At 52.7% G+C, this 21,498-nt stretch carries 28 protein-coding genes and 1 pseudogene; 9 read left to right on the forward strand and 20 right to left on the reverse strand.

The window, feature by feature from the left end:
• Window positions 1-122 precede the first annotated feature (122 nt).
• From ACOTWU_RS21235 to ACOTWU_RS21255, 5 genes are all read left to right on the forward strand, one after another.
• Window positions 123-1,331 carry a hypothetical protein gene (locus ACOTWU_RS21235; protein WP_022650004.1) on the forward strand — a complete coding sequence of 403 codons (1,209 nt, stop codon included), beginning with the start codon at window positions 123-125 and terminating at the stop codon, window positions 1,329-1,331.
• Window positions 1,312-2,568, forward strand: coding sequence for a hypothetical protein (locus ACOTWU_RS21240; protein WP_126530067.1), 1,257 nt, complete (start codon window positions 1,312-1,314; stop codon window positions 2,566-2,568). The genes ACOTWU_RS21235 and ACOTWU_RS21240 overlap by 20 nt, the downstream gene beginning before the upstream one ends.
• 3 nt (window positions 2,569-2,571) lie before the next feature.
• Entirely contained in the window at window positions 2,572-4,872 is a 2,301-nt protein-coding gene (trbC, locus tag ACOTWU_RS21245) for an F-type conjugative transfer protein TrbC (RefSeq protein WP_022650006.1), read from the forward strand.
• A gap of 73 nt (window positions 4,873-4,945) precedes the next feature.
• Complete coding sequence (locus tag ACOTWU_RS21250) at window positions 4,946-5,215, forward strand: hypothetical protein (RefSeq protein ID WP_022650007.1); 270 nt, start codon at window positions 4,946-4,948, stop codon at window positions 5,213-5,215.
• A 133-nt stretch (window positions 5,216-5,348) separates the two neighbouring features.
• Window positions 5,349-5,552 carry a hypothetical protein gene (locus tag ACOTWU_RS21255; RefSeq protein WP_123839396.1) on the forward strand — a complete coding sequence of 68 codons (204 nt, stop codon included), beginning with the start codon at window positions 5,349-5,351 and terminating at the stop codon, window positions 5,550-5,552.
• 66 nt (window positions 5,553-5,618) lie between these two features.
• Here the strand turns inward: ACOTWU_RS21255 and ACOTWU_RS21260 are convergent, their stop codons facing one another.
• Together ACOTWU_RS21260 and mobA are read right to left on the reverse strand one after the other, a co-directional pair.
• A complete protein-coding gene (locus tag ACOTWU_RS21260) occupies window positions 5,619-8,318 on the reverse strand; it encodes a relaxase/mobilization nuclease domain-containing protein (RefSeq protein ID WP_022650008.1) in 2,700 nt (899 codons plus the stop codon).
• A 21-nt stretch (window positions 8,319-8,339) separates the two neighbouring features.
• On the reverse strand, window positions 8,340-8,675 hold the full coding sequence (gene mobA / locus ACOTWU_RS21265; protein WP_022650009.1) for a plasmid mobilization protein MobA: 336 nt from the start codon (window positions 8,673-8,675) through the stop codon (window positions 8,340-8,342).
• 230 nt (window positions 8,676-8,905) lie between these two features.
• On the opposite strand from mobA, the gene ACOTWU_RS21270 reads away from it, so the two are divergent.
• On the forward strand, window positions 8,906-9,214 hold the full coding sequence (locus ACOTWU_RS21270) for a hypothetical protein (RefSeq protein WP_022650010.1): 309 nt from the start codon (window positions 8,906-8,908) through the stop codon (window positions 9,212-9,214).
• Window positions 9,215-9,305: 91 nt separating this feature from the next.
• Here ACOTWU_RS21270 and ACOTWU_RS21275 read toward each other — a convergent pair whose 3' ends face one another.
• Both ACOTWU_RS21275 and ACOTWU_RS21280 read right to left on the reverse strand, forming a co-directional pair.
• Entirely contained in the window at window positions 9,306-9,872 is a 567-nt protein-coding gene (locus ACOTWU_RS21275; protein ID WP_022650011.1) for a DUF5983 family protein, read from the reverse strand.
• Window positions 9,873-9,954: 82 nt separating this feature from the next.
• Entirely contained in the window at window positions 9,955-10,197 is a 243-nt protein-coding gene (locus ACOTWU_RS21280; protein WP_022650012.1) for a hypothetical protein, read from the reverse strand.
• Window positions 10,198-10,981: 784 nt separating this feature from the next.
• Here ACOTWU_RS21280 and ACOTWU_RS21285 point away from each other — a divergent pair.
• Complete coding sequence (locus tag ACOTWU_RS21285) at window positions 10,982-11,209, forward strand: XRE family transcriptional regulator (protein ID WP_369798832.1); 228 nt, start codon at window positions 10,982-10,984, stop codon at window positions 11,207-11,209.
• Window positions 11,210-11,227: 18 nt separating this feature from the next.
• Here ACOTWU_RS21285 and ACOTWU_RS21290 read toward each other — a convergent pair whose 3' ends face one another.
• The 15 genes and pseudogenes from ACOTWU_RS21290 to ACOTWU_RS21360 form a co-directional block, all read right to left on the reverse strand.
• Entirely contained in the window at window positions 11,228-12,058 is an 831-nt protein-coding gene (locus ACOTWU_RS21290) for an N-6 DNA methylase (RefSeq protein ID WP_022650014.1), read from the reverse strand.
• Window positions 12,059-12,098: 40 nt separating this feature from the next.
• Window positions 12,099-12,362 carry a hypothetical protein gene (locus tag ACOTWU_RS21295; RefSeq protein ID WP_022650015.1) on the reverse strand — a complete coding sequence of 88 codons (264 nt, stop codon included), beginning with the start codon at window positions 12,360-12,362 and terminating at the stop codon, window positions 12,099-12,101.
• A gap of 87 nt (window positions 12,363-12,449) precedes the next feature.
• The gene (locus ACOTWU_RS21300) at window positions 12,450-12,809 is read right to left on the reverse strand and encodes a hypothetical protein (RefSeq protein WP_022650016.1); all 360 of its coding nucleotides are present in this window, start codon (window positions 12,807-12,809) and stop codon (window positions 12,450-12,452) included.
• A 45-nt stretch (window positions 12,810-12,854) separates the two neighbouring features.
• Complete coding sequence (locus tag ACOTWU_RS21305; protein ID WP_022650017.1) at window positions 12,855-13,127, reverse strand: hypothetical protein; 273 nt, start codon at window positions 13,125-13,127, stop codon at window positions 12,855-12,857.
• Window positions 13,128-14,006: 879 nt separating this feature from the next.
• Complete coding sequence (locus ACOTWU_RS21310; RefSeq protein WP_176483648.1) at window positions 14,007-14,129, reverse strand: type I toxin-antitoxin system Hok family toxin; 123 nt, start codon at window positions 14,127-14,129, stop codon at window positions 14,007-14,009.
• Window positions 14,077-14,226, reverse strand: a pseudogene (locus tag ACOTWU_RS21315) (DUF5431 family protein); the annotation flags it as partial. The pseudogene ACOTWU_RS21315 and the gene ACOTWU_RS21310, both read right to left, overlap by 53 nt.
• 190 nt (window positions 14,227-14,416) lie before the next feature.
• On the reverse strand, window positions 14,417-14,647 hold the full coding sequence (locus ACOTWU_RS21320) for a hypothetical protein (protein ID WP_022650019.1): 231 nt from the start codon (window positions 14,645-14,647) through the stop codon (window positions 14,417-14,419).
• Entirely contained in the window at window positions 14,638-15,369 is a 732-nt protein-coding gene (locus ACOTWU_RS21325; RefSeq protein WP_022650020.1) for a plasmid SOS inhibition protein A, read from the reverse strand. The genes ACOTWU_RS21320 and ACOTWU_RS21325 overlap by 10 nt, the downstream gene beginning before the upstream one ends.
• Window positions 15,369-15,791: a conjugation system SOS inhibitor PsiB gene (gene psiB, locus ACOTWU_RS21330; protein ID WP_096149266.1), complete on the reverse strand. Its 423-nt coding sequence runs from the start codon at window positions 15,789-15,791 to the stop codon at window positions 15,369-15,371. The genes ACOTWU_RS21325 and psiB overlap by 1 nt, the downstream gene beginning before the upstream one ends.
• A 42-nt stretch (window positions 15,792-15,833) precedes the next feature.
• Complete coding sequence (locus ACOTWU_RS21335) at window positions 15,834-17,819, reverse strand: ParB/RepB/Spo0J family partition protein (RefSeq protein ID WP_022650022.1); 1,986 nt, start codon at window positions 17,817-17,819, stop codon at window positions 15,834-15,836.
• A gap of 68 nt (window positions 17,820-17,887) precedes the next feature.
• Window positions 17,888-18,133 (reverse strand): DUF905 family protein, encoded by a 246-nt coding sequence (locus tag ACOTWU_RS21340; RefSeq protein WP_032623592.1) that lies wholly within the window; start codon window positions 18,131-18,133, stop codon window positions 17,888-17,890.
• A gap of 697 nt (window positions 18,134-18,830) precedes the next feature.
• On the reverse strand, window positions 18,831-19,085 hold the full coding sequence (locus ACOTWU_RS21345; RefSeq protein WP_022650024.1) for a DNA polymerase III subunit theta: 255 nt from the start codon (window positions 19,083-19,085) through the stop codon (window positions 18,831-18,833).
• A gap of 14 nt (window positions 19,086-19,099) precedes the next feature.
• Entirely contained in the window at window positions 19,100-19,264 is a 165-nt protein-coding gene (locus ACOTWU_RS21350) for a hypothetical protein (RefSeq protein WP_154590114.1), read from the reverse strand.
• Complete coding sequence (locus ACOTWU_RS21355; protein ID WP_022650025.1) at window positions 19,248-19,439, reverse strand: hypothetical protein; 192 nt, start codon at window positions 19,437-19,439, stop codon at window positions 19,248-19,250. The genes ACOTWU_RS21350 and ACOTWU_RS21355 overlap by 17 nt, the downstream gene beginning before the upstream one ends.
• Window positions 19,440-19,481: 42 nt before the next feature.
• A complete protein-coding gene (locus tag ACOTWU_RS21360) occupies window positions 19,482-19,982 on the reverse strand; it encodes an antirestriction protein ArdA (protein ID WP_022650026.1) in 501 nt (166 codons plus the stop codon).
• Between ACOTWU_RS21360 and ACOTWU_RS21365 the strand changes: the two genes are divergently transcribed.
• Window positions 19,975-20,220 carry a hypothetical protein gene (locus tag ACOTWU_RS21365; protein WP_032623563.1) on the forward strand — a complete coding sequence of 82 codons (246 nt, stop codon included), beginning with the start codon at window positions 19,975-19,977 and terminating at the stop codon, window positions 20,218-20,220. The genes ACOTWU_RS21360 and ACOTWU_RS21365 overlap by 8 nt on opposite strands.
• Window positions 20,221-20,372: 152 nt before the next feature.
• Here the strand turns inward: ACOTWU_RS21365 and ACOTWU_RS21370 are convergent, their stop codons facing one another.
• On the reverse strand, window positions 20,373-21,152 hold the full coding sequence (locus ACOTWU_RS21370; protein ID WP_022650027.1) for a hypothetical protein: 780 nt from the start codon (window positions 21,150-21,152) through the stop codon (window positions 20,373-20,375).
• An 18-nt stretch (window positions 21,153-21,170) separates the two neighbouring features.
• On the opposite strand from ACOTWU_RS21370, the gene ACOTWU_RS21375 reads away from it, so the two are divergent.
• Window positions 21,171-21,335 carry a hypothetical protein gene (locus ACOTWU_RS21375; protein WP_162183710.1) on the forward strand — a complete coding sequence of 55 codons (165 nt, stop codon included), beginning with the start codon at window positions 21,171-21,173 and terminating at the stop codon, window positions 21,333-21,335.
• Window positions 21,336-21,498: the final 163 nt, after the last annotated feature.

A 21,498-nucleotide genomic window follows, 5' to 3' on the forward strand; every position in this document is an offset into this window, starting at 1 on the left:
TCAATATAATTTCACCTGCCGTTATCACCAGTAAATACGCTTGCTAACTTTTCGTAAGCTCGGGCTCTGCTGCCCTCTTTTATTCAGTTAGTCTTCATCGTTTTTATTTAGGGAGCTTTTCCATGACATCCGCTCGCGCGGGAACGACTGATCCGCTTGAATTTCTTGGAGCCCTCGCCATCCTGGGCATTATGCTTCTGCTTGTTGCATGGCTGTTCTTGCCTGAGTTTGTGTACTGGTCATGTTTCATTTTGCATACCCTGTGGGGCATGGCTGATTTTGGCCCCTTCCACACCTGGGCCGCACCGCGTTATAACCTGCTGGCCGTCACCGCCAACAATGCCGAAAACATCACTTACGATCAGTGGATCAACGTGATGAAGCAAACGACGGTGATCCTGATGATATTCCTCATTCCCCTGTCTACCGCTTCGCTGTGGAGCTGGTTATGCCATCCTGCACGAAACTGGCAAACGCGACGGGTACTCAATATCAGCACGCTGCCCTTCGCTATGGAAACCATTTCTCCTGCAATTGCCCCCATTCTTAATGAGGGGAATTCCAGTCGCCTGTTGCTTGATAAACGTCGTCAAGAAAGACGTCCGGCACAAAGCCCTGAGGGTTTCGCTGAAGAGCATGAACTCATCAGTAATATGCAGCTCGATGTTGCCCGCTGCAGGGCTGTTTTTATGGCCCAACTGGGGCGTCCACTTAATGGATGGAAAAGTCTCGCCCCTCATGAAAAGGCATTATTCGCAATATTCGGCCTTCAGTTTTTCCTGGACGACCGACCGGCCGCACGTCAATTAATGGATGCCCTGAACCGCTCCTGTCGGATAAAAAGCCGCCGTGATAAGGGGAAATTCTCAGTTCCGGTCTATGCGCTGGCGAGAACCGCTTTTAAGCGCGTCATCCAGAGCGAAGGCGCGAAACAGTGGTTGCGTGAGCACCGTTACGTCAGAAGTGGTCTGGTCTGGCTGTACGCACATGATTTACGGCTGACACCACCTAACTGGCTATGGCTAAAGGGGGTAGACCGCCCACTCTTCTATGCCCTGCACCGGGCAAACACCACCAAAGGATTTATTGAAGGTGCAGGTATCGTCGCCGTCGCCCGCACCGAGAGTGAGGCTATCCGACTTGGCCTCCCCTGCCCGCAAGCCTGCGTCGATGAAGCCATTGAGGGATTGCGCATCGATATGCTGTCCCTGGGGCTAATCTGGAACGAACCTCAGCCAGACCGCGACCGCAAGCGTCGCATCCGGACCAACTGGTCACTCACGGAAGACGTCATCACTCGCCCGGGTGACGATGACGATCTCATCTTCTGAAATTTCGCTCATTTCTGACGCTAATTATCTTACTGTCTACTGGAGTCTCATTATGTCGCTGGAAAGCACCTACACCACCTTTCGTTGTAACGACACCATTGTGGTTTTACATCAACACGGACATGGTGTTCCTCAGGCTCTGTTCACCTTTCGTGAGCCTCAGCGTATGGCCATCCACGATAAAAAGCTCATCGCTTTTTATCCATATTCAGCAGAAGCCGTGACACTTCTTGATGACCCGATGCACGATGCAGCGGAAGTCTTCAACACCATAGCGCGACACCTCAAAACCCAGAGTAAGGCAATAATGAAACGCCGTATGAAGTCCCTTGCCCTGTTTGTGAGCGGCGCGCTGATAGCATCTTCGTTATGGCTCCTGGGTACGGACAACCATTTCTCACTCAATGTGGGAAACCAGACACTGACTATCCCGGCAGAACCAGGCGCAATCGCACCGGCCCGGCCGCGGCAGACTGCCGCTGTTCAGGAGCCAGCCAACCCGGCGGCAGGCAATACAGTCATTCAGGCTGCCCAGGCTGAATCCGACAACATGCAGAATATTATGAAGGAAAGTCATAAATCCTTACCGGCTTCGCCTTCTGAAGCCCTGAAAACAGCACCGGCAGCGGTAACGTCAACCACATCAGTAAAAAAAGAAGCGACGGAACAGTCAGCGCGACAGAAGATGGTGGAAATACTGAAGCGCAGTACCGATCGAGGTCTGTTCACCATCCAGCTCTCAACCGGGCATGAGCGTACGCTGTATGCATTCCTCGATCCAACCTGTGCGGTCTGCAGAAGTATGGAGCCGGCAATCGAACAGCTGGCGCAGCGTTACAACGTTGTTGTATTCCCTGTATCAGTCGTGAATGACGGCGGCGATGCTGTAGAGAAGATCATTCCGGTTTTATGCGAGAAGGACCAGACAGCTCGTGCTGTTGCATGGAGTGTTCTTTTCCGACCGGACGCAGGTATGCTGGTTCCGGGACAGACAACACCTCCACAGGTGAGCTCAGACTGTTCCGCGTCGGCTCAGGCCGTAGTAGCCGTAAACGATACTGGCTTCCGCACCTTTGGTTTTTCAGGTACGCCGACAGTGCTGACTGACACGGGCATTCGCCTGGCAACGGGCATGCTGACCGCGCCGGATAAAATTGATCACTTCCTGAAAATTACAGATCCAATGTCACCAGAACAGGTCGACCGCTTTGTGAGTTCCCTCAGTATCCAGGAGTAAACCATGAATTATACGCCCGTTAACCAGGCGCTCATGAAGCGCAATGCCTGGAACTCCCCTGTTCTTGAGCTTTTGCGCGACCACCTGCTGTATGCCGGAATTATGGCAGGAAGTGTGGTGGCGGGGTTTATCTGGCCACTCGCCATACCGCTTTTGCTTTTGCTGGCCATCGTGGCCAGCATCAGCTTTGGAACACACCGCTGGCGTATGCCCATGCGAATGCCTGTCCACCTGAATAAAGTAGACCCCTCTGAAGACCGGAAGGTACGACGCAGCCTGTTCAGAAGGTTTCCCTCACTGTTTCAGTATGAAACAACGCAGGAAAGTAAAGGTAAGGGAATATTCTATCTCGGCTACAGGCGAATGAATGATATCGGTCGCGAACTCTGGCTCACCATTGATGACCTGACCCGTCATGTGATGTTCTTTGCCTCGACCGGTGGAGGGAAAACCGAAACCATCTATGCGTGGATGCTCAATTCATTTTGCTGGGGTCGGGGCTTCACCTTTGTTGACGGTAAGGCGCAGAACGACACGGCGCGCACCTGCTACTACCTGGCCCGCCGCTTTGGGCGTGAGGATGATGTGGAATACATCAACTTCATGAATAGCGGCATGTCCCGCAGTGAGATGATCCACAACGGTGATAAAAGTCGGCCACAGTCTCACCAGTGGAACCCCTTCTGCTATAGCACTGAGGCCTTTGTTGCTGAGACGATGCAATCAATGCTGCCGACCAACGTACAGGGGGGAGAATGGCAGTCCAGAGCAATTGCAATGAACAAGGCGCTGGTTTTTGGCACAAAGTTCTATTGCGTCCGTGAAAACAAAACCATGTCGTTGCAGCTGCTGCGCGAGTTTATGCCACTGGAGAAACTGGCAGAGCTTTACTGCCGTGCCATAGACGATCAATGGCCAGAGGAAGCTGTCTCTCCGCTCTATAATTATCTGGTAGACGTACCGGGTTTCGATATGGCCACCGTTCGCCAGCCTTCAGCCTGGACAGAAGAGCCGCGCAAGCAGCACAGCTACCTGACTGGGCAGTTTCTGGAAACCTTCAACACATTTACGGAAACGTTCGGTAATATCTTCGCTGAGGATGCCGGTGACATTGATATTCGCGACAGCATTCACAGCGACCGGATACTCCTGGTCCTTATCCCGGCAATGAACACCTCTCAGCACACAACCTCTGCACTGGGGAGAATGTTTGTTACCCAGCAGAGCATGATACTGGCCCGGGACCTGGGACATCGTCTGGAAGGGCTAGATTCCGAAGCTCTCGAAATCACCAAATACAAAGGCCCCTTCCCCTACATGAACTATCTCGACGAGGTGGGAGCCTATTATACCGAGCGTATTGCCGTTCAGGCCACACAGGTACGTTCCCTGGACTTTTCTATCGTCATGATGAGCCAGGACCAGGAGCGCATTGAAAGCCAGACCTCAGCCACAAACGTTGCCACCCTGATGCAAAACGCCGGCACTAAGGTTGCGGGTAAAATCGTAAGTGATGATAAAACGGCAAAGACAATCACTAATGCCGCAGGACAGGAAGCCCGGGCGAACATGGTCAGCCTGCAACGGCGTGACGGTATCATTGGTACCTCCTGGATCGATGGCGACCACATCAATATTCAGATGGAGAACAAAATCAATGTGCAGGATCTGATTAAATTGCAGCCAGGTGAGAACTACACGGTGTTTCAGGGCGATCCGGTTCCGGGAGCATCCTTCTACATCGAGCCGCAGGACAAAACGTGCAATGCACCCGTCATTATCAACCGATACATCACGATTAACCCACCGAACCTTAAGCAACTACGTAAACTTGTTCCACGAACAGCGCAGCGACGTCTTCCTGCTCCGGAGAACGTCAGCAAAATCATTGGTGTTCTGACAGAAAAGCCCTCGCGTCGGCGTAAAGCGGCAAAAGCTGAACCCTGGAAGATAATCGATACCTTTCAGCAGCGTCTGGCCAATCGCCAGGAAGCGCATAATCTGATGACTGAATATGATACGGACCACCGTGGACGGGAAGAAAACCTCTGGGAAGAAGCGCTGGAGGTAATCAGAACAACCACTATGGCAGAACGTACAATACGGTACATCACGCTTAATAAGCCTGAATCGGAACCGACGCAAGTAAGCGCTGAAGAAATTCAGCTCGCACCAGATGCGATACTGAGAACGCTGACACTCCCGCAGCCGGCTTATATTCCTCCTTCCAGATATCGAAACGAGCCATTTATCTCCCCGAAACTGCCTGATTCACCACATCCGGATATGGAGTGGCCAGAGTGATAGTTCAAAAAAATTGTCTTGTTTCAGGAACAGCTGCCGATAAACAAAATGATATAGAAATGAAGGAAATGAAATGAAGAAACTACTATTTGCCGCCCTCTTTGGTTTTTCATGCGTTGCCGCTGCAGCGCCCCAGCCCGTTATCGACACCGATGCCGTGGCGCAGCTGACTGAAATCCGTAACATCCTCCTCACGAACCAGCAGAAGGTGTACGCCTGCTCCGATGGCGAGAAGCTTTATACTGTTGGGTTGCAGATAAAACACGATGGTTCTGAATACAAATGTGTTTTAAAGAAAGACCATGCTGAATGGGAATTAGTCCCACGCATCGCATTCAACTAAATAAGGCCGCGAAAGCGGCCTTTTTTTTGACCTGATTATGCTACCCTCCGGATTGGGCACAGATTCACACTATCCCGTTCTGCTGGCAGTACGAGAAATTGATAAGTATGATTGATAAAACAGGGGGCAGAGAATGAACATTCCTAAACAGACACTGGTTTTATCTATTGCAGGTTGCTCACTTCAGTTATTCTTTATTTTCGCTTCTTTCATAGGTGCTGATGATAGTTTTGCTGTCTTCTGGACATCATGCGGCTTTGCCTATGTATTGCTTGCGTTCCATGTAGTCACGGGCGTTGTCGCTTGTTATGACATAAAACATCCTCTAAAAGTTTAAAAGGCCGCATTTGCGGCCTTTTTTATTTCTTATCTGCGGGCTAAATTCCATCTGGTCCCCGAATGCTTATAACGGTGAAGGTGGTTTCCAGTTTGGTCCTGACTCATTGCGCACAGCTTCTGTATTACTCCCCTGATTCGTCATTTCAGCAAAGCGCATCTCGCTTTCAACACGCACCTGGTCGACCTCCGGTCGCGAGATCTGGTATTCACCTTCATCACGGTGGTTCACATTGTGCCATGCCACCATTTTGGCAAAAGCTGTATTGAACTGTTCATTATTCCCTTCCGGAGCCATCGCGACGCTCGGAGAACGGCTGAAGAGAACCGGCGCGACTTTGACCATATCCCGCTTAAGCGCATCGTAATCGCCACTGTTCCGGAAAATAACCCTGTCGCCATAGTCGGTACAAATATGGCGGCCTGTCTCCGGATCGCGGAACTGGACGCGACCGTTCTTCTTCAGTGAAGCCCGCAGGCCAGGAACACCGGAATACATCGGCGTTCCGCCTGGCTCACAGATAACGACACATCGGTTGTCTGTTGTAGATTTCACCGCATTACCACGACGATCCCTGTAATCCCATCCTCTCAGCTGCGATATCGCAGCCTTGTCACCTTTCACCGCTTCAGCTTCAACCCACTGCCGGTAAGACGGCGGATACCATTTCCCCTGCCCGATAAGCTCAGCTCGTTCAGCCTTCATGGTTTCTTTCAGCGCAATCAGTGCCTGCATGCGCTGAAGCTCTGCAATATGATAATGCAGCTTCCTCACCAGAGGGTCACGATGTTCGATACGGATGCGCGCTTTACGTATCCTGCATTCGTCATGAATCGCCTGGTAACGTTCACGGCCATGCAAATCAGGGCGCTGCCAGTTAGCCCGCCAGGCTGCATAACGGGCTTTCAGATCTTCTCGCGCAGCTGCGCGCGCTTCGCGACGCTGGCGACGCAATTCAGGATCACGCTTCATACCCGGAATATCGCGGTCGCTCACGGCCAGTTCCGGATTGTAACGGCTGGCCGGCTTAACACGTTCAAAGATGTCTGCCGGCACCGAAACAAACGAACCAGCATGGGGTTCCGCACGCGCAAGCGTCAGATCAGGATGAACGTGGCTGGCCTTTACAGGGGTCTGTTCGTGATTGTAAGCGTCCATCACAACCAGGCCCTGCTGCTCGCGCATCAGCAACAGCCCCTGACGCGCCAGTAGCTCATGACAGCGTTCCCAGGTAAATTCACCACTACCGATAAGCGACTCAATGTCCTGACGGCAGTGTGAAACCGCATAGCCCCAGAGGCTTTCCTTATCAGAGAAAATCTCACGTTTCAGCGCCCCCTGCGGGCCCGAACCTGTTCGCAGTTTTCGCCATTCCCGGTCGGATACTGGGGTGGCTTCCAGACTGCCGCCGGTGAACTGTTCCGCAGGGGGAACCTGCTGGAAAATGTCTTTCGGTACCGGCTGCCAGCCTCCTTTATACGAGTCCAGAATAGCCTTCGTTAGCGCAGGCCACACACGTTCCGCCCTGACAGGTGTACGCGTTGAGTCATACCCGTCACAGATAACCAGACGGTCATGCTGTTCTTTCAGATACAGTCCAGACTGTGCCAGAAGCGTATGCACTGACTGTATGGTTCGCTGCGTTGGATCCTGATCAAGTGCAATCAGCGGCGCCCGTAAACGTGCGATCGCATAGTCCGATAAGGATTCTTTCTCTGTCATCCGTTCAGGGCGAGACGGCATAATAATCTTGTCTGGTTCATAGCGGCCGACAGCCGGAACTTGCGAGAAAATGTCCTGTACAGGAGGAACAAACTCACCCAGTTTACGAATAAGTTTATCGGTATCAAAGGCGTGTCCAAACGCAGAAAGCGTAACGCCAGGACGTTCACTGTCCCAGCCATCCTTCACTTTTAGCTCGCCGCTCTCCTTTGTCAGGAACAGGCCTTCTTTCGCAAAACGCTGATGGAGAGAAGACCAGTCGGTCACCGGTGACTCCCGTAAACCAGCTATTGCCGTGTCAGCGATATATTCTCTCAGGCTCTGATTACGGCCACGTTTCCAGGCACTTTGACGATCGCGTTCAACAGAGGTACGACGAACAATACGATTATCAGGGGCAATCACATAGCAGCCATTGTCAGGTGAAAACCCATGTTTGAGCTCCAGTTCACGACAGGCCTTACTCAGTTTTTCCTGGCTGTAAGCAAGACGGTTAAGATAACCAGTCTCCGGATGTACGCGATTTACAGCGATGTGAACGTGGAGGTTATCCGTGTCAGTGTGAACGGCAGCAACGAACTGATGGCCCGCTAAACCGAGACGGGAAAGTGTATGGCTGACCGAATCGTAAATCTGTTCAGGGCGCGGACTTTCGTGCGACTGCCAGCTCAGAATATAGTGGAATACAGGGTCGCTTTTGTTATGGGCAAACTTCGTTTTACGTGCGGAGAACTCCATTTCTTCAGCTGCACTTTCAATTGATGTGCAATTGTGGAAACAGGTCACACCGTAAAAATTCACCCATTCCCCGCCGTCAGGCATCACGTCAACCAGCGAGATAAACGACTCATCACGCAGTTTAGTAGCGTAGTCAACCAGACGGGAAAAGCGGCTGCTGTGCGGCATTTCTGGCTTTGTTCCGGAAGCTCTAACGGCTTCCATTAAATCATCATCGCGCGGCTCATCACGAACAGAAACGTACGAAACCAGGTCCCCAAAGGAGGACTTGCCGTCTTGTCGTTTCGGTGGAATAACCGGGATCATGATGTTGTTCTTCTCTCCGTGCTAACCGTTGTTCATGAGTTTATTTCTGAGCGTGGTCGACAGTTCTGTTATTGCGACAAGGACCGTGGAGTATTCCTTATCACCCACTCGTTTCCCTTCAACAAAGAGATGCTTTTGCAGTCTCCCCAGCCTTAAAAGCTCGGTCATAAAGCTGTCGTCGATGAGTGAAATCATCTTTCTGTTCATCGCTGCGTTACGGATATAAGCCGATACGCTTTGCCCCACTGCTTCCGCTTTCTGTTCAATCTCTTCGATTTCATCCGGCGTGAATCTCAGGGTCTTGATTACGGTTTTCTGCCGTTTATCACTTCCCCTTCGGGATGCTTTGTCGCTCATGTGTGCTCCTTACTCGGGTGTCGGGGCGGAGCCCTGACCAGGTGGCATTTGTGATATCGTGCGTGCGCGGTATTACAAATGCACATCCTGTCCCGTCTTTCGAGTCATTATACGCTTCGCTGGCTGTTTCGCCTAGTGGCGATTTGACGGCATAGGCAGTGCGGAGCACTGCCACTTTTGAGTGGTCAATGTTATGATTTGGATGACAATATTCTGAAAGGGGTAAGAAGATGAGTAAGAAGGCGTTTTATTCAGATGAAGATATCGAGCTAGCAAAGGTTACTCTGGCTGGTTTACCGGATCTGACACCTCAGCGCAAATCACAAAAGGAATTTCTGGATGCAATCCGTGATGACCTGTTAGCACTGGTAAAAACCAAAGGTTACACGGTCTCAGACATTAAAGAGACACTAAAAACCACGGGGTATGAAATCAGTGAGAGAGCACTTCGTGAAATCGTTCGTGATGCTGATAAAAACAAACCAGCCCGTAAAAATCGCAGGTCGACGGCAGAAAATTCGTCATCACCAACGAAATAATTCCTGCATCCTGAAGATGTGATGTACTGAAATTTTTCTTACCAGGATGAAATATTTTTTCAGCCTGGTAAGAAGGGAGATGATATAGAAATTACCATTCAAAGGTCGGAACGTCTGCCAGCATTTCTCCCCATGAAGTAAAATGAACCATGCTGATGTCAGCCTTTATCATGGCAGTGTAAATCACTATTCTCGCCGCTTTTGAAATACCATGATGTTTCAGAATGAGAAGCGGATAACTGACGGCATCAACACGAATGATGTAACCCAGATCGGATTCATGGATCCATTCGCTTTCATACTCGGCGTGACATAGTTCGCTCAGAATCTCGCTATCCCTCCGCGTAATATGGCTCAGACTACATTCCAGAACAGAACGCAAAACTTTGTGATTAAGTTCAGTACGCTGTCCCCATCCGAGCGATGCAGTAACATCCTCCCATGTCCATTTAGGGTTATCAGGAACCTGAGCAGTAAGCTGTTTAAATGGCAAGCTAAGTGCCGTCGACAGGTTCAACCCTGATGCAATAATACGCGGATAAAGTTCACTGGCTGTACATGAGGAAATCAGTTCTCCATTCACAAAGAGAGCTTCATCACCGTTATCAAGACGGATACAGGTGACGCCATGAGGCGCACGGGATATGTAGTGTGGCATGTTCCATTCCTTCCAAAAATGTGCCGGATAATACTCCGGCACTGTGTTATTAAATTACCGCCCCGTTGCAGGGCGGTGGTTATCAGGCGTACGCGCGGGAAAGCTCAAGCGTACTCAGGACGTGATCCCATTCAGCCCCGTTAAGTGCTGGAATATGGATCGGTTTATGAATACGCCCGCAACGGACAAGTGATGTCCCCAGTTGTTTCAGATGTGGCGCGATAGCGTCTGGTTTCAACGTTTCGCGGATTTTCCGTGGATGACGGGTTTTAACCCGCTCCTTTACAAAGTATTCGCGACATGCGACGATGAACTGGTCTTTCATAGTGCCTCCTCAGAGTCATTGTGATAACGAGCTGTTACAGCAGCCCGTGTAAACAGGCAGGGCACCCGCCCTGCTTTTTTATTGCCAGTCTTCCGGCAATATCCTGCGCGTCTTACGACGCAAATCTTGCAGGCCATCCGGCCTTTTCTGCCGTCGTCCTTTTCCGTTTTCTTGCAATGAGGGAAATGCCTTCATTACGCTAATGCCCTGACAGGGTGACGATGGAAAGCAGGGGTGAAGGACAGATTATTTGGAGCCTGCGAGAAAAAATCTGGACGGAAAGCGTCAGCGTCCCTTGCTGAACAGAGGCGCTCTGTCAGAGTGCATAAGTAATGAAAGGCTTTCACGGCAGAAACGGACAGGAAGGCAGAAGGCGCCGGTTAATCCGGCGTTCCCTTGCGGCCGCCGTGGCGGTCAGTGGGAGCGGCGCTGCCGGAACGGCAGCTGCAAGCGGGATGGGTTCAGGTATCGCTTGCTATCCGTCAGGACGGAGACGCGTGCGGCTCCGCGTAGCGCGGTGGGCGTACGGCCACCACGCGAAGTGCAGGCGACGACCCGGCAGCGACGGGGAGCCGAAGGTACCCAGATGTCAGTCCTGACAACATGCTTTTCGTCGTCATTTAGCATCACATTAATCCACAAAAAAAAATCAATAAAAGTGCAGAATCTGCACTTTATTCATATATACTTTCCCACAAAAAAAACACTAAAATAAGTGCAGAATCTGCACTTATTTAGGTATCAGAAAATGACGGGTTACGAACTTCGTTTATGGCGAAAAGGTATGAACTGGAGCAGTGACAGGGCGGCCGAAGAGCTTGGAGTCAGCCTGCGAACATGGAAAGTTTACGAGAAGTCGGAAAAGGTATCGCGGGTAGTAGAGCTGGCAACCGTAACACTTTCTATCGCTGCTGCTGTTCCTTCCTTCGGACACCGGAAAAACACCAAAGAAAAGATAATTACCATGATCCAGACTCTAACCGGAGCAGCTGGACTCATCGGGAGGCGCTGAGCACCTCCCCTGCCCGTATCAGGCGGCTTTCGATAAATCGCACATAAAGTCCATCATGGCTTTAAGTCTGCGCTGAGTGTTCAGCTTCGCTTCAAAGTCGTTGAGATAGTAAACAGGCGTATACCGTACACGATTGAACTGCATCGTGAGCGTGTTCCCTGTCACCACCTCCGCCGCAATCCCCAAAAGAGACAACTGGATAAATGCCATATCGGCAGCAACCGGATCAATATCGATGCAACTGGCGAACAGGTGCGCGGACGGATTGATATCAGCCTCAAGTAGACATTCAGCATAGGCAATAATCATTCCTGCCGAACCGCAGGCCGGATCGCTTATCGTCGCGATACCCTCCCGCGTGACCGTCTCTTTGATGCCGGAAACCAGCATTCTGGCCATCATTGACTGGACAGAATAGGGGGTAAAATATTGCCCCATACCTCCCGACCCCAGCTCAAGCTCCATAAAAATTGAGCCGATGAAGTCATGGAATTTAGCCTCCAGCGCGCAAACCATCAGACGGAACAACTCATGAAAATTGCGGATATCGTCCGCATCGTATCGCGCGCAGATCTTCCGGCAGTTTTCCGCGCTCTCTGGCGTTCTCACCCGCGCAATATCCAGTTCGCTCGCGGCAAGTCTGACAAAATCGCTGAATACATCCCAGCGGTGAAGGTGGCGGGCAGTCTGGTTAAACAGACTGATAAACTGCTTACGCGCAGTGTCGATGCTGATAAGACGCGGGGGGACTTGCTCTGACTGGACAGCCGGAGCCGTCTGCACGACAGGGCGGGCGGCTCCGCGCCTTTTTGTCTCATTGAAGAAATCGGCAAAGCTAATCTGGGTCATGTTTTTTTCTCCTGTCGCCCCGTCAGGGGCGGCGTTGTTGTCAGTTACAGGCGCGGCTCAGTTCAAGCGTGCGCAGCACATGACCCCACTCGCTCCCGCGCATGGCGGGAATACGTACGGATCGCCCCTTTTTCCGGCAGTGCGCAATATGACGCCCCAGTGCCCGCATTTCCGGACTGAGGGCATTGCAGGCGATTTCACCGCGTTTGATACGCACCTGCTTTTTCACGGGCGCGTTTTGAGCCTCCTGCATCTGGACATAGAGGGCGGTTGGTGTAACAATCGAAACTTCACTGAATTGCATGGGTTTGTTCCTTTTAGTGAAAGCCGGATTTTTTCGTTGGAATCGCTCAAATCCGGCGTGGATGGAGCAGGTGTAAGCCTGCTTTTTTCATTTCTGGCTCTGGCTCTCAGGGCTGAATGCTGCTTTCACCTTCGCCACGATATCGGCGTGATTCAGGTTGCTGTAATCACGTACGCGGAAATAACGCTTTCCAATACGGACAAAAATGTCCGTCACGTTCATACAGATCATCTCTGCCAGCATGAAGGTTTCAGTGTCCTGCGCGGTGTCACAACGCCAGTTGATCATCGGTGGGTGCATTCCTGCCGCATCGTGGAATTTGTTCACATCGATTTCCACGGGGGCGATCAGTGCGGACTTTTCACGGCTCAGCCAGTAGGCCATTTCCGATTCGGCGCTGGCGCTGGAATCAAGAGAAGCGAAAGAATCAGTCGTGTGTAAATGCATGGTTTATCTCCTTTTATCAGTACATGCCGGATATCCGGCGTGGGGTTACAGCTGTACGTATTGCAGGTTGCGTTTCAGTTCAAAAAGAAAATCAGGTTGAAACGACCAGGCGCGCCAGTTAAGCGTTCCGTTGGTGCGGATCTCCACCTGCACATCGCCGTATCGGGACACATCGGACACGGTGACAGTGACGCCCTCTTTCAGCGCAGTGGCCTGAGCCACCCACTCCTTCGCGACAGAAACAGGGTTTTGTTCTTCCTCCATCTTCCTGGAAGATTCTTGAGCGGCGGTTTTGACGTTGACGTTTCGTGTGTGCATCCTGGTTTTCTCCTGTGGTGATGGTTGCCCATCTCCCTGGTGAGTTCTCTCGCGGCAAAGGGCAAAGGAGCGACGGCGGGGCGGCAGGAAAAGGGCGCAGACAAAAGTTTTTGCAGTCCCTTGCAAAAAGTTTTGGCGGCGTTCATTTAACCCTTTGGATGACGTCCTGACGGTGCTACGACCAGCCCTCCGCGTGAGGACACACGGGGGATGGACTCACGCGGGTGAACAGGAGTGCACACACCCGACACGTCGGAACGGCGTGTCGCCATTAGAGCGACGGCTTCGCCGGCGCGGTGAAGGCGTTCCGGACGGTACGGCCGGAGAAGCCGCAGTTGTTGACCTTTGCCATCAGACCCTAGCGATAGCCCGAAACCGCTTGCGGGTTCGGCGGAGACTGGCTGGTGCGTAAGCAGCTGCCTGGCGGAGTGGGGCTCGACGACTGGACCGCCACGCGGGCCAGGAGCCGAAGGTGGCCATTGCCCTGCCCGTCTTTCTGGCTCTGCCCATCACGGAACTGCAGCGAAGAGAACTAACCAGCAGGATATCGATCAAAACAGACAGGATGAGGCACTCGGAAAAGTCCTTTCTGAAGCACAGCTTCAGCAGACTAATCGCAACAGCGTGAATTAACAGCAGCCAGGAATTGATTGATTGAGCGAGGACAAACCAGAGGGAGCAGAGGGGCAGCGCCGGAGGCGCGCCCCGCTTCCCCCGAACCCCGCAGGGGTACGGTCCGTCCCGGAAGTTCAGGCGTGCGGTCGCGTCGGGATGGAAAAAGGGGCTACCGGCGAACCGGCAACCCCTTCATAAAGGCGCTTCAGGCATGTCAAACCAACTCAGCCCTGAAAAGGCGGGGTTTCCCCCGCCTCCAGGTTGCTACTTACCGTTGGATTCGTAAGCCAGAATTGCAGCGACCTCCCGTTGTCCGTCCCTCAGGCGAATTTCGCAAAGCGATTTTCGCGTCAGGTAAGTGAATATCAGCAGTGTGAGACACACTATGAGTACGCACCAGATAACGGTACTTCGCGGCAGTTTCATGGTTTACTCCTCCTTGCATTAAGCACGGTAAGAGGCCATACTGTTGTTGATCAGACATACAGGGGGCCTCGTGGGTTAATGAAAATTAACTACGGGGCTTTCTGCTTTCTGCCACACAACACGGCAACAAACCACCTTCACGTCATGAGGCAAAAAGCCTCAAGCGCCATCGCCATTATATCCCGACGAGCCGATTCTGCCCAGGAATAACAGTCTGATTACTGGATAAATCCTGACCTTTACCTGATTTACTCAGGATCACTTCTGCCTGTGGACCAGTTATGTATCTGTTCGTCGAGCGCTTCAAGATGCTGATCAATGCTTTCTGCGAGTCGCTCACTTTCAGTCTCCAGCCAGCCGCTTAATCCGTCCCACTCATAGCACATCTCTTTCAGCTTTTCCGACATAGTCCGAAGTTTATTGCGCTGGCTGCGGGCAACCTTCAGCTCCGTTTTCCACGGATTGTTTCTCACGGCCATATAGACCTCAGCGTGATTTTGTTCGGTACCATCCAGCGCTCCAGCTCTTTCTCCGCCGGTGTTGAGGATCCCGCCACATCATGTACATCGAGAACAATGTCTTGCGCACGGTCGTAGTAAGCCTTCACCAGATGAGACAACGAGGGGCTGCGTTCCGTCCACGCCCACAACATTCGCTGGATGTCATAGTCCCGTATATCCTGCTGGGACCAGAACTCATACCATGCACGCAGTGTCTCCGGTGTCTGAAATGCCAGGTCGATTTCAGCCTGCCCCACGCGGTTCTGGTACTTCTCTTCCTTTTCACGGTGTCGCCGTGATTCCTGACGGGAATAAAGATTATCCTCGCGCACTTCCCGCTGCGTGTGGCGCTCTCTGATGCTGAACGCCTGCTCCGGAAACAGGTTCTGCACCATGTTGGTACCGAGCGGAGGGTAACACAGGCGACCGCGGCTACTGATCAGTATGTCAAACGCCTCTTCATATCGGGCCAGAGAAATTTTATCGCCCTTCAGCCAGTACGCCCCGCGCACCTGGTTGATCGCCTTTCCACTAATTTTACTGCTACCAGTCAGGAACCGGAAAAATGCTCTGGAATAGGGATACGGCTGCGGGTGTCGGCTTCCGTACCGCCCGCCCCCCTCTTCTACGGCAATAATGGCTCGTAACGCTGCCTCACGCTCCGGCAGTTGCGTGACAAGAGAAAGGTGACGAGGGATCATCAGGCCACCTCCATGCGCAGCGTTGAGAGAATATCGAATATTGAGTATCCATCACTGTCCAGCCTGCTGGTCAGGCTCAGCACATGGTTTATCACAGCAGCGTCAGATTGTGGGCATGAGCGGATACAGGATACTTCCTGCCCTTTTCTCCAGACCAACAGCATGATCCAGTCCTGACTAAACTCACCAGGACTACACAGAACCACTTCAAATCGGCCATGAGTGGGCGAAAAACGGATCTGCACGGGAAATAAGCCCCCGAACTCGCTACGATACTCCCCGTTAACATCCCAGTTTTCAGGCGCACTCAGTGCCCCCATAACAGCGTGTGTCATCTCACGGCGGTAGGAGTAACCAGCGGCGCGGCAGGTTTCGAAATCTTCACCGATCATGGAGGAAAGCTTAAAGTTTGGCATATTCATCAGATATCTCCTTATTGCCGCCCCGTAGGGCGGCTATCCTTATCAGGCGGCAATTGCCGCGTTGTCAGTGTCGGTATCGGTGCTGTCTTTTGCATCAGGCTGCGGTGACTGTAACCATGCAGGAACCCAACGGTTCTGCTTCATAAAGAACTCCGCATGCACTGCCGCGTCGCCTTTCTTCATTTTTTCTGCGTCAGCAGCGGCACCAGTCAGACCTGCATCTTTAAGTGAAGTGACTATCTGTGAATGTTTCAGGCTACCGAAGTAGTTCTCTTTTGTAGGCTGCCACCAGTCGCGAAGGTGAAAACCTATCGCGGCCTCAACCGTATCGAGAGGGCTACGTGATGTGTGTCCATTATCACGCGTCTGTACACCATCTACGGAACAAGCCGCACAGAAGGCCAGCAATGACATCAGTACCTCTCCGTTCAGGGCGAAGAAGGTCGTGAAGTCCTTCTCCCATCCTGCTGGCAGCAGGGTTTTCAGGCGCTCTTTTTCGGTCATCAGGGCTTCAAACGCTGCGCCTTCTTTACCGGATGGGGCGTTCTCAGTGAGGCTGCTGTGAGAAACGGTCAGGTTGATACGGAACGGATGCGGCGTGGTCACACATCCAGCAAAAACGCAGGTACACATACGCCAGACCATAAGCGCCACAGCCTTTTCAGGTTGCTGCATTAGCGCGGCCTGTACCGCCAGAGTGCGCTCGGATGACATTTTGGTGAGCAGCGGGATGCTGATCCCTTCTGCTGCATCAGGTCGATGCATATGAGTCACGGCAGGAGACTGCGCGGAATCCTCTCCGTTACTGTCATGGTCAGGTAAATCAGACATGCGGCATATACCACGCTGAATACGAAGCGCACCGTGCATGTAGCTCACCACCACGCCTGATTTTGCTTTCAGATCTTCTGTCCACCCACGAAGCTCAGCGGCATGTTCAATGAGGGATATTTCGCTGCTAATGGCCTCGGCTTCATCACTGTCAGGATCCAGAGCGTTAAATTTGTCGGACAGTTCATCGATACGGCGGCTGTCATCTTCGCTGTAGATTGCATCTGGCTCCGGTAGAATGCGGTAGTCCTTTCCGTCAGGTCCGTAAAGGTTAATTGCAGCCAGACGTCCGGTACCCCACATCCAGCCCTCTTTTTGATGGATTTCCTGAGCGATCAATTCAAGTTTTTCCAGTACCAGACGTTCAACAAGCAGACTGTCTACTGTTCCGTCCCCTTCCTGCTCACTGAACAGATCTTCACGGACAATTCCGCCTGCGGCTTCATAAACTTCCCGCCCGATAAATGCGAAACGTGGATGCGAGACAGAAATTTCACTTTCCGTAATACGATTTTTAAGTGCGTTTACGGTAGTGCGTCCCCATTCCTCCTTTACGCTTTCGTAAACAGCAACCTGACGCTCAGGATCGCTTTCAAGACACAACACCTGACACTGTTCAACATCAAGCTGACCTTCTGCCAGAAGTGCAAGCAGTGACGGGGCAAGACTGGCAAGTTTGAGCATGCGCTGGACGTGGCGGGAACCGTACCCAAGCACCTCACCAATCTGCGCGGGAGTTTTTCCCTGCGCCGCCAGTGTACCAAACGCTGTGATCTGCTCGGCAGGGTGCATGGTTTCAAGCTCGTTGTTCTCGGCGTAAGAAGCCTCAACAGCAAGCTCGTCGCTGACACGTTTAACCGGAACCTGATAATCTGGTTTGATACGCCCCATTTCAGACATGAGCGTCAGCGCAGTCAGACGCCGACCACCTGCTGCCACACCGTATTTTCCCTCGGGCAGGGCATGGACAACCAGATTGTGAAGCAGTCCGAGGCTTTCAATGGAGTTAGCCAGTCGCTTAACGCTCTCGGTGGTGTAGGGCATCGTGCGTACGTTCAGCGGTGATTTAATGAGATCGGTCAGCGGAACATACTCAATGACTGCCGCATCGAGGGCTGTTTTCAGCGCCTCGTTTCCGGCAGTTTTATTCTTACTGGTTTTTTTTGGTGCTTTTGATTTAACATCTGCAACTGTCATGATTTAGTACCTCTCAGTATTAATGATTGTCTTGCCCTGCGGAGTGACAGCTCCGACAGGGCCCCTTCTTACTGCTGTTTTCTGGCTCTGTAACTGGCAAGAGCGCGGTTAAGCAATGCCCCCACGTCGTTCTCAAAGTTCCACGCGCACTTCGTCAAAAACCCTTCTTCACCCCGCACAACAAGCTGAAAATAAGTACCCTGATCGTTCTCAATACTGACGTTGGTGTACTGCGCCACCAGAGCGGTCGCCTCTTCACGGGTAAACGGCCCCTGAGGCAGCACCACGGGTGCAGTGACAGTACTGCCATTCAATAGAGCCGCCAGTTCGTTTTCTTCGGCGGTGGGTTCGCGCAGCAGCACTGGCTGATTCAGAAATTCCTGTAATGTTTTTCCCACTGAATACTTCCTTTAAAAAAGTGGCTGGTTTTAAAACCCATCACCCGTTGAGTTACGGGAGCCGCGGTTTTGACGTTTCGCGGGAACCTGCTGAACTTTCCCGGGGGATAAAACATCACCCGTTTGAGAACCTTCGCCGCAGGTGCGTAAACGACACCGGCCGAGGCAGATGTCCGGGGCGGACGCAAAAAGTTTTTGCCTGCAAAAAGTTTTGGTGGCCGTGCGTCAGCATTCACCCTGGACAGCCACGAGGACTGTGGCGGTCTCAGCACCCGGAGGAGGGACTCAAAGGGGTGTAAAAGGACCGGATGGAATGGGCAGGGACACGCCGCAATGACGGGAAGCCGCGCGCGGCGAAACGACATTGCCCCCTACATCACGACGGGGTATTTACGGCGTGATGCAGGGAGCGCAGGAAACGGCGCGACTGAGCGGCGCAGCCGGAACGGCTGCTGCAAGCGATGGGGGTTGCGTCATGGGATGGACACCCGCTGCCCCGCAGGGGCCGGGCAGAGACAGCTTTGCTGGCTCTGTGCGAAGCATGACAGCCCGCCCGGACGCCCACTGCAACAAAGGCAATGAGTTTGATTTACAGCATATCTTACTGAAAAAATTACTTTTTATTTGCCTCGGCCATTTCGGAATATTGTGGATCGCTGGCTTTCGGCAACTGCTGGCTAAGCTGGCGGTAATGGCGCAACCTTTCCAGAAAATATTCGCGAAGCTCTTCGGGCACCTCTCGTGCCACAATTTCCGGCACCACTGGCTGATTTAGCCGCTCTTTAAATGCCACACCTGACGCGGCCAGGTCTACGGCGATCCTGTCCTGATCCTCTTTTGAACGTACCGAAAGATTAAATTCGCTCATGTTTTTCCTCTCTTTCACGCGCCTGCAACGAGATCGTTGCTGACTTTTTCTGCCGGGGCGGTTTGTAACTGCGCCGCAGGCGCGGTAACAACCGCCGGCAGGCAAAGCCTGCCAGGGTTTTTCGCGCGGGCTAACAGGCGGATGATACCGCCTGCCAGGTTATCAGTTACCTTTTCCACCCTGCAAAATGAAATGACCGCCGATATACACCGCACGCTGGCAGGTCATGTAATAGCATATTTCGTCGATCACCTGCTCCGTTCTTAATTCCCGTTGACCATTTTCACGTCGACGGGCGTTAATAATATTTTTGTACTGACGCAGGATGTCACGGGTCTGTGGATCAAGTTTCATTTTTATTCTCCTTTGTGGCGGGGCCCTGCCCCGCCTCTGACATCAACCGTTGAACACGTAGCCATCCAGAAATACCAGACCATCCAGGAACAAATCCCGCGCCCAGGCTCCCATATCGAAATAGCAACGCAGCGATTCCGGAATGTCATTGAGAAGGCCGCACTCTTCTGCCATAGTCCAGGCGTAGTCCTCTTCGCTCTCAGCTTCTCCGCAATAAGCATCCTCGAAGGCGTCATAATCACACTCTCCGGAGTATTCCACCCAGGCAATAAATGCAGCATCCATACCGTCTTCTACTGCGCGCTTGTAGGCTTCAATGAAATTCCAGTCAACGGAAGATTCGGATGCAAATGCTGACGGGATCCCTTCCCAGTCCTGGAACATGAGTTCCGGGTCGGATTCATTGGCGTGCAGCTCGTTGCAGGCTTCCAGAAACTCTGCTTTATCATCAAAGTCGGTGAGGTCAAACCATTTACCGTAGAGGCTACCGCAGTTGTATTTGTGGTATGTACCTACATAAATCGCCGGGGTGGTAGTGTTCATAAAACTCCTCCAGTGTCTGTGTCGTCTGAGTTCCGGCTTACGCCGTGCCGACACGACAGCCCGACTTCGAGCGGAAGATGCAGGGGCGACACCGGAGGCCGCAGCGCAGATAAACAGCGATGACGGTCTGGACGGTTCTCCCGCGAATATTGAGCGGGAGAACGACGGGAAGAACGGCATCAGGCGTAAAAATCTGCGACCGGGCGAGGATGGCGGCGGAGCGAACCCTTGCATCTGAAGCGATCGGGCTAAAGTGAAGGCACGGCGTTAGCCGCAGACCGCACGGACGTTTTCACCTGCGTCCCCGTAACATCGTGGAGGGGGCGCCGGTAAAGCGGAGCGTGCGACATCCTTTTCGCAATAAGGCGGGGCGCATTGCCCCGCCCAAAATCAGGCGGCAATCCGGATGCCGGAGAAGGATTTCATCATCGCGTCAATCTCGGTTCGTGCGCTGCTGACCACATCCCGCAGCCAGTGTCTGTCAAACCAGTCGCGGGATGGGCTGTCAGGGTGACGAAGGGCATAAGGCACGTGGGTCTGCCCGACTGTACGGCCATTGCATTCCAGACGGATTTGCAGACGGCGAAAGGTTTCCTTCCCGTCGAGTACCGCTTTAAGACGCGCGTCGAGCGTCTCATTATCCCACTGCGCATCATCCTGCACCTGCTCCACTTCCGTTACTGTCAGGAGGAAATTACGGGTTCGGCGGGTAAATACCAGCGGTTCAGCGGCGGGGCGCAAGGCTTCCATCAGGCGGTATCCGGCGGATGCCACGCAGCTACAGACGTGGTTAATCTCGTCACGCAGGGCTTTCAGCAGACAGAGGATATGTTTCGTGGACATAGCCTCAGGGCAATTATCATATTCAAGCGAAATGGTTCCGGCATGAGCCTTACGATGCCCCAGCGAATTACGATAAAGGCGGACAATCAGTTCACTTCCTGCCAGTAATGACAGCAGCACCTTCATTGCCTGATCGGACATCAAACCACGCAGTGCAATCTCAGGTAACAGACGCTGCAACTGTAAAGCATCGAGCTGGCCATAGAACGCAACGCCTTCTCCTCTGGAGTAATTCAGGCTTGTATCGATATCCATGTTGGCTGGCCAGCCGCGGGCTACGAGCGTGTTTCGGGTATGACGGTGCATAAAGCGGTAAGCAATGGTCATGATATTCTCCTCTTCTGAATGCGGCGACGTCTTCGCCGTGCCGACACGACAGCCCGACATCGAGCGGAAAATGCAGGGGCGACACCGGAGGCCGCAGCGCAGATAAACAGCGATGACGGTCTGGACGGTTCTCCCGCGAATATTGAGCGGGAGAACGACGGGAAGAACGGCATGAAGCATTAAATCACTGCGACCGGGCGAGGATGGCGGCGGAGCGAACCCTTGCATTTGCAGCGTTCGGGCTAAAGTGAAGGCACGGCGCTCACATCCGCCGCGCCAGCGCGGCATAAAAAGCGGAGTTAACGACATCCTCTTTCGCTGTGAATTGTCACCGGTTGCCGGGGAC

Origin of the sequence: Enterobacter cloacae complex sp. GYL001, from assembly GCF_049237125.1 — a bacterium.
GTDB classification, from domain to species: Bacteria; Pseudomonadota; Gammaproteobacteria; order Enterobacterales; family Enterobacteriaceae; genus Enterobacter; species Enterobacter hormaechei_C.

Excerpts from the sequence above, each read along its gene's own strand:
- psiB (WP_096149266.1), bottom strand. The coding sequence starts at position 15,791 with ATGAATATGCCAAACTTTAAGCTTTCCTCCATGATCGGTGAAGATTTC.
- ACOTWU_RS21240 (WP_126530067.1), top strand. The coding sequence starts at position 1,312 with ATGACGATCTCATCTTCTGAAATTTCGCTCATTTCTGACGCTAATTAT.
- ACOTWU_RS21280 (WP_022650012.1), bottom strand. The coding sequence starts at position 10,197 with ATGAAAGACCAGTTCATCGTCGCATGTCGCGAATACTTTGTAAAGGAG.
- ACOTWU_RS21360 (WP_022650026.1), bottom strand. The coding sequence starts at position 19,982 with ATGAACACTACCACCCCGGCGATTTATGTAGGTACATACCACAAATAC.
- ACOTWU_RS21300 (WP_022650016.1), bottom strand. The coding sequence starts at position 12,809 with ATGCATTTACACACGACTGATTCTTTCGCTTCTCTTGATTCCAGCGCC.
- ACOTWU_RS21355 (WP_022650025.1), bottom strand. The coding sequence starts at position 19,439 with ATGAAACTTGATCCACAGACCCGTGACATCCTGCGTCAGTACAAAAAT.
- ACOTWU_RS21290 (WP_022650014.1), bottom strand. The coding sequence starts at position 12,058 with ATGACCCAGATTAGCTTTGCCGATTTCTTCAATGAGACAAAAAGGCGC.
- ACOTWU_RS21285 (WP_369798832.1), top strand. The coding sequence starts at position 10,982 with ATGAACTGGAGCAGTGACAGGGCGGCCGAAGAGCTTGGAGTCAGCCTG.
- ACOTWU_RS21375 (WP_162183710.1), top strand. The coding sequence starts at position 21,171 with ATGCGGCGACGTCTTCGCCGTGCCGACACGACAGCCCGACATCGAGCG.
- ACOTWU_RS21325 (WP_022650020.1), bottom strand. The coding sequence starts at position 15,369 with ATGATCCCTCGTCACCTTTCTCTTGTCACGCAACTGCCGGAGCGTGAG.
- ACOTWU_RS21305 (WP_022650017.1), bottom strand. The coding sequence starts at position 13,127 with ATGCACACACGAAACGTCAACGTCAAAACCGCCGCTCAAGAATCTTCC.
- ACOTWU_RS21370 (WP_022650027.1), bottom strand. The coding sequence starts at position 21,152 with ATGACCATTGCTTACCGCTTTATGCACCGTCATACCCGAAACACGCTC.
- ACOTWU_RS21275 (WP_022650011.1), bottom strand. The coding sequence starts at position 9,872 with ATGCCACACTACATATCCCGTGCGCCTCATGGCGTCACCTGTATCCGT.
- ACOTWU_RS21270 (WP_022650010.1), top strand. The coding sequence starts at position 8,906 with ATGAGTAAGAAGGCGTTTTATTCAGATGAAGATATCGAGCTAGCAAAG.
- ACOTWU_RS21345 (WP_022650024.1), bottom strand. The coding sequence starts at position 19,085 with ATGAGCGAATTTAATCTTTCGGTACGTTCAAAAGAGGATCAGGACAGG.
- ACOTWU_RS21235 (WP_022650004.1), top strand. The coding sequence starts at position 123 with ATGACATCCGCTCGCGCGGGAACGACTGATCCGCTTGAATTTCTTGGA.
- ACOTWU_RS21320 (WP_022650019.1), bottom strand. The coding sequence starts at position 14,647 with ATGGCCGTGAGAAACAATCCGTGGAAAACGGAGCTGAAGGTTGCCCGC.
- ACOTWU_RS21335 (WP_022650022.1), bottom strand. The coding sequence starts at position 17,819 with ATGACAGTTGCAGATGTTAAATCAAAAGCACCAAAAAAAACCAGTAAG.
- ACOTWU_RS21255 (WP_123839396.1), top strand. The coding sequence starts at position 5,349 with ATGAACATTCCTAAACAGACACTGGTTTTATCTATTGCAGGTTGCTCA.
- trbC (WP_022650006.1), top strand. The coding sequence starts at position 2,572 with ATGAATTATACGCCCGTTAACCAGGCGCTCATGAAGCGCAATGCCTGG.
- ACOTWU_RS21295 (WP_022650015.1), bottom strand. The coding sequence starts at position 12,362 with ATGCAATTCAGTGAAGTTTCGATTGTTACACCAACCGCCCTCTATGTC.
- ACOTWU_RS21260 (WP_022650008.1), bottom strand. The coding sequence starts at position 8,318 with ATGATCCCGGTTATTCCACCGAAACGACAAGACGGCAAGTCCTCCTTT.
- mobA (WP_022650009.1), bottom strand. The coding sequence starts at position 8,675 with ATGAGCGACAAAGCATCCCGAAGGGGAAGTGATAAACGGCAGAAAACC.
- ACOTWU_RS21250 (WP_022650007.1), top strand. The coding sequence starts at position 4,946 with ATGAAGAAACTACTATTTGCCGCCCTCTTTGGTTTTTCATGCGTTGCC.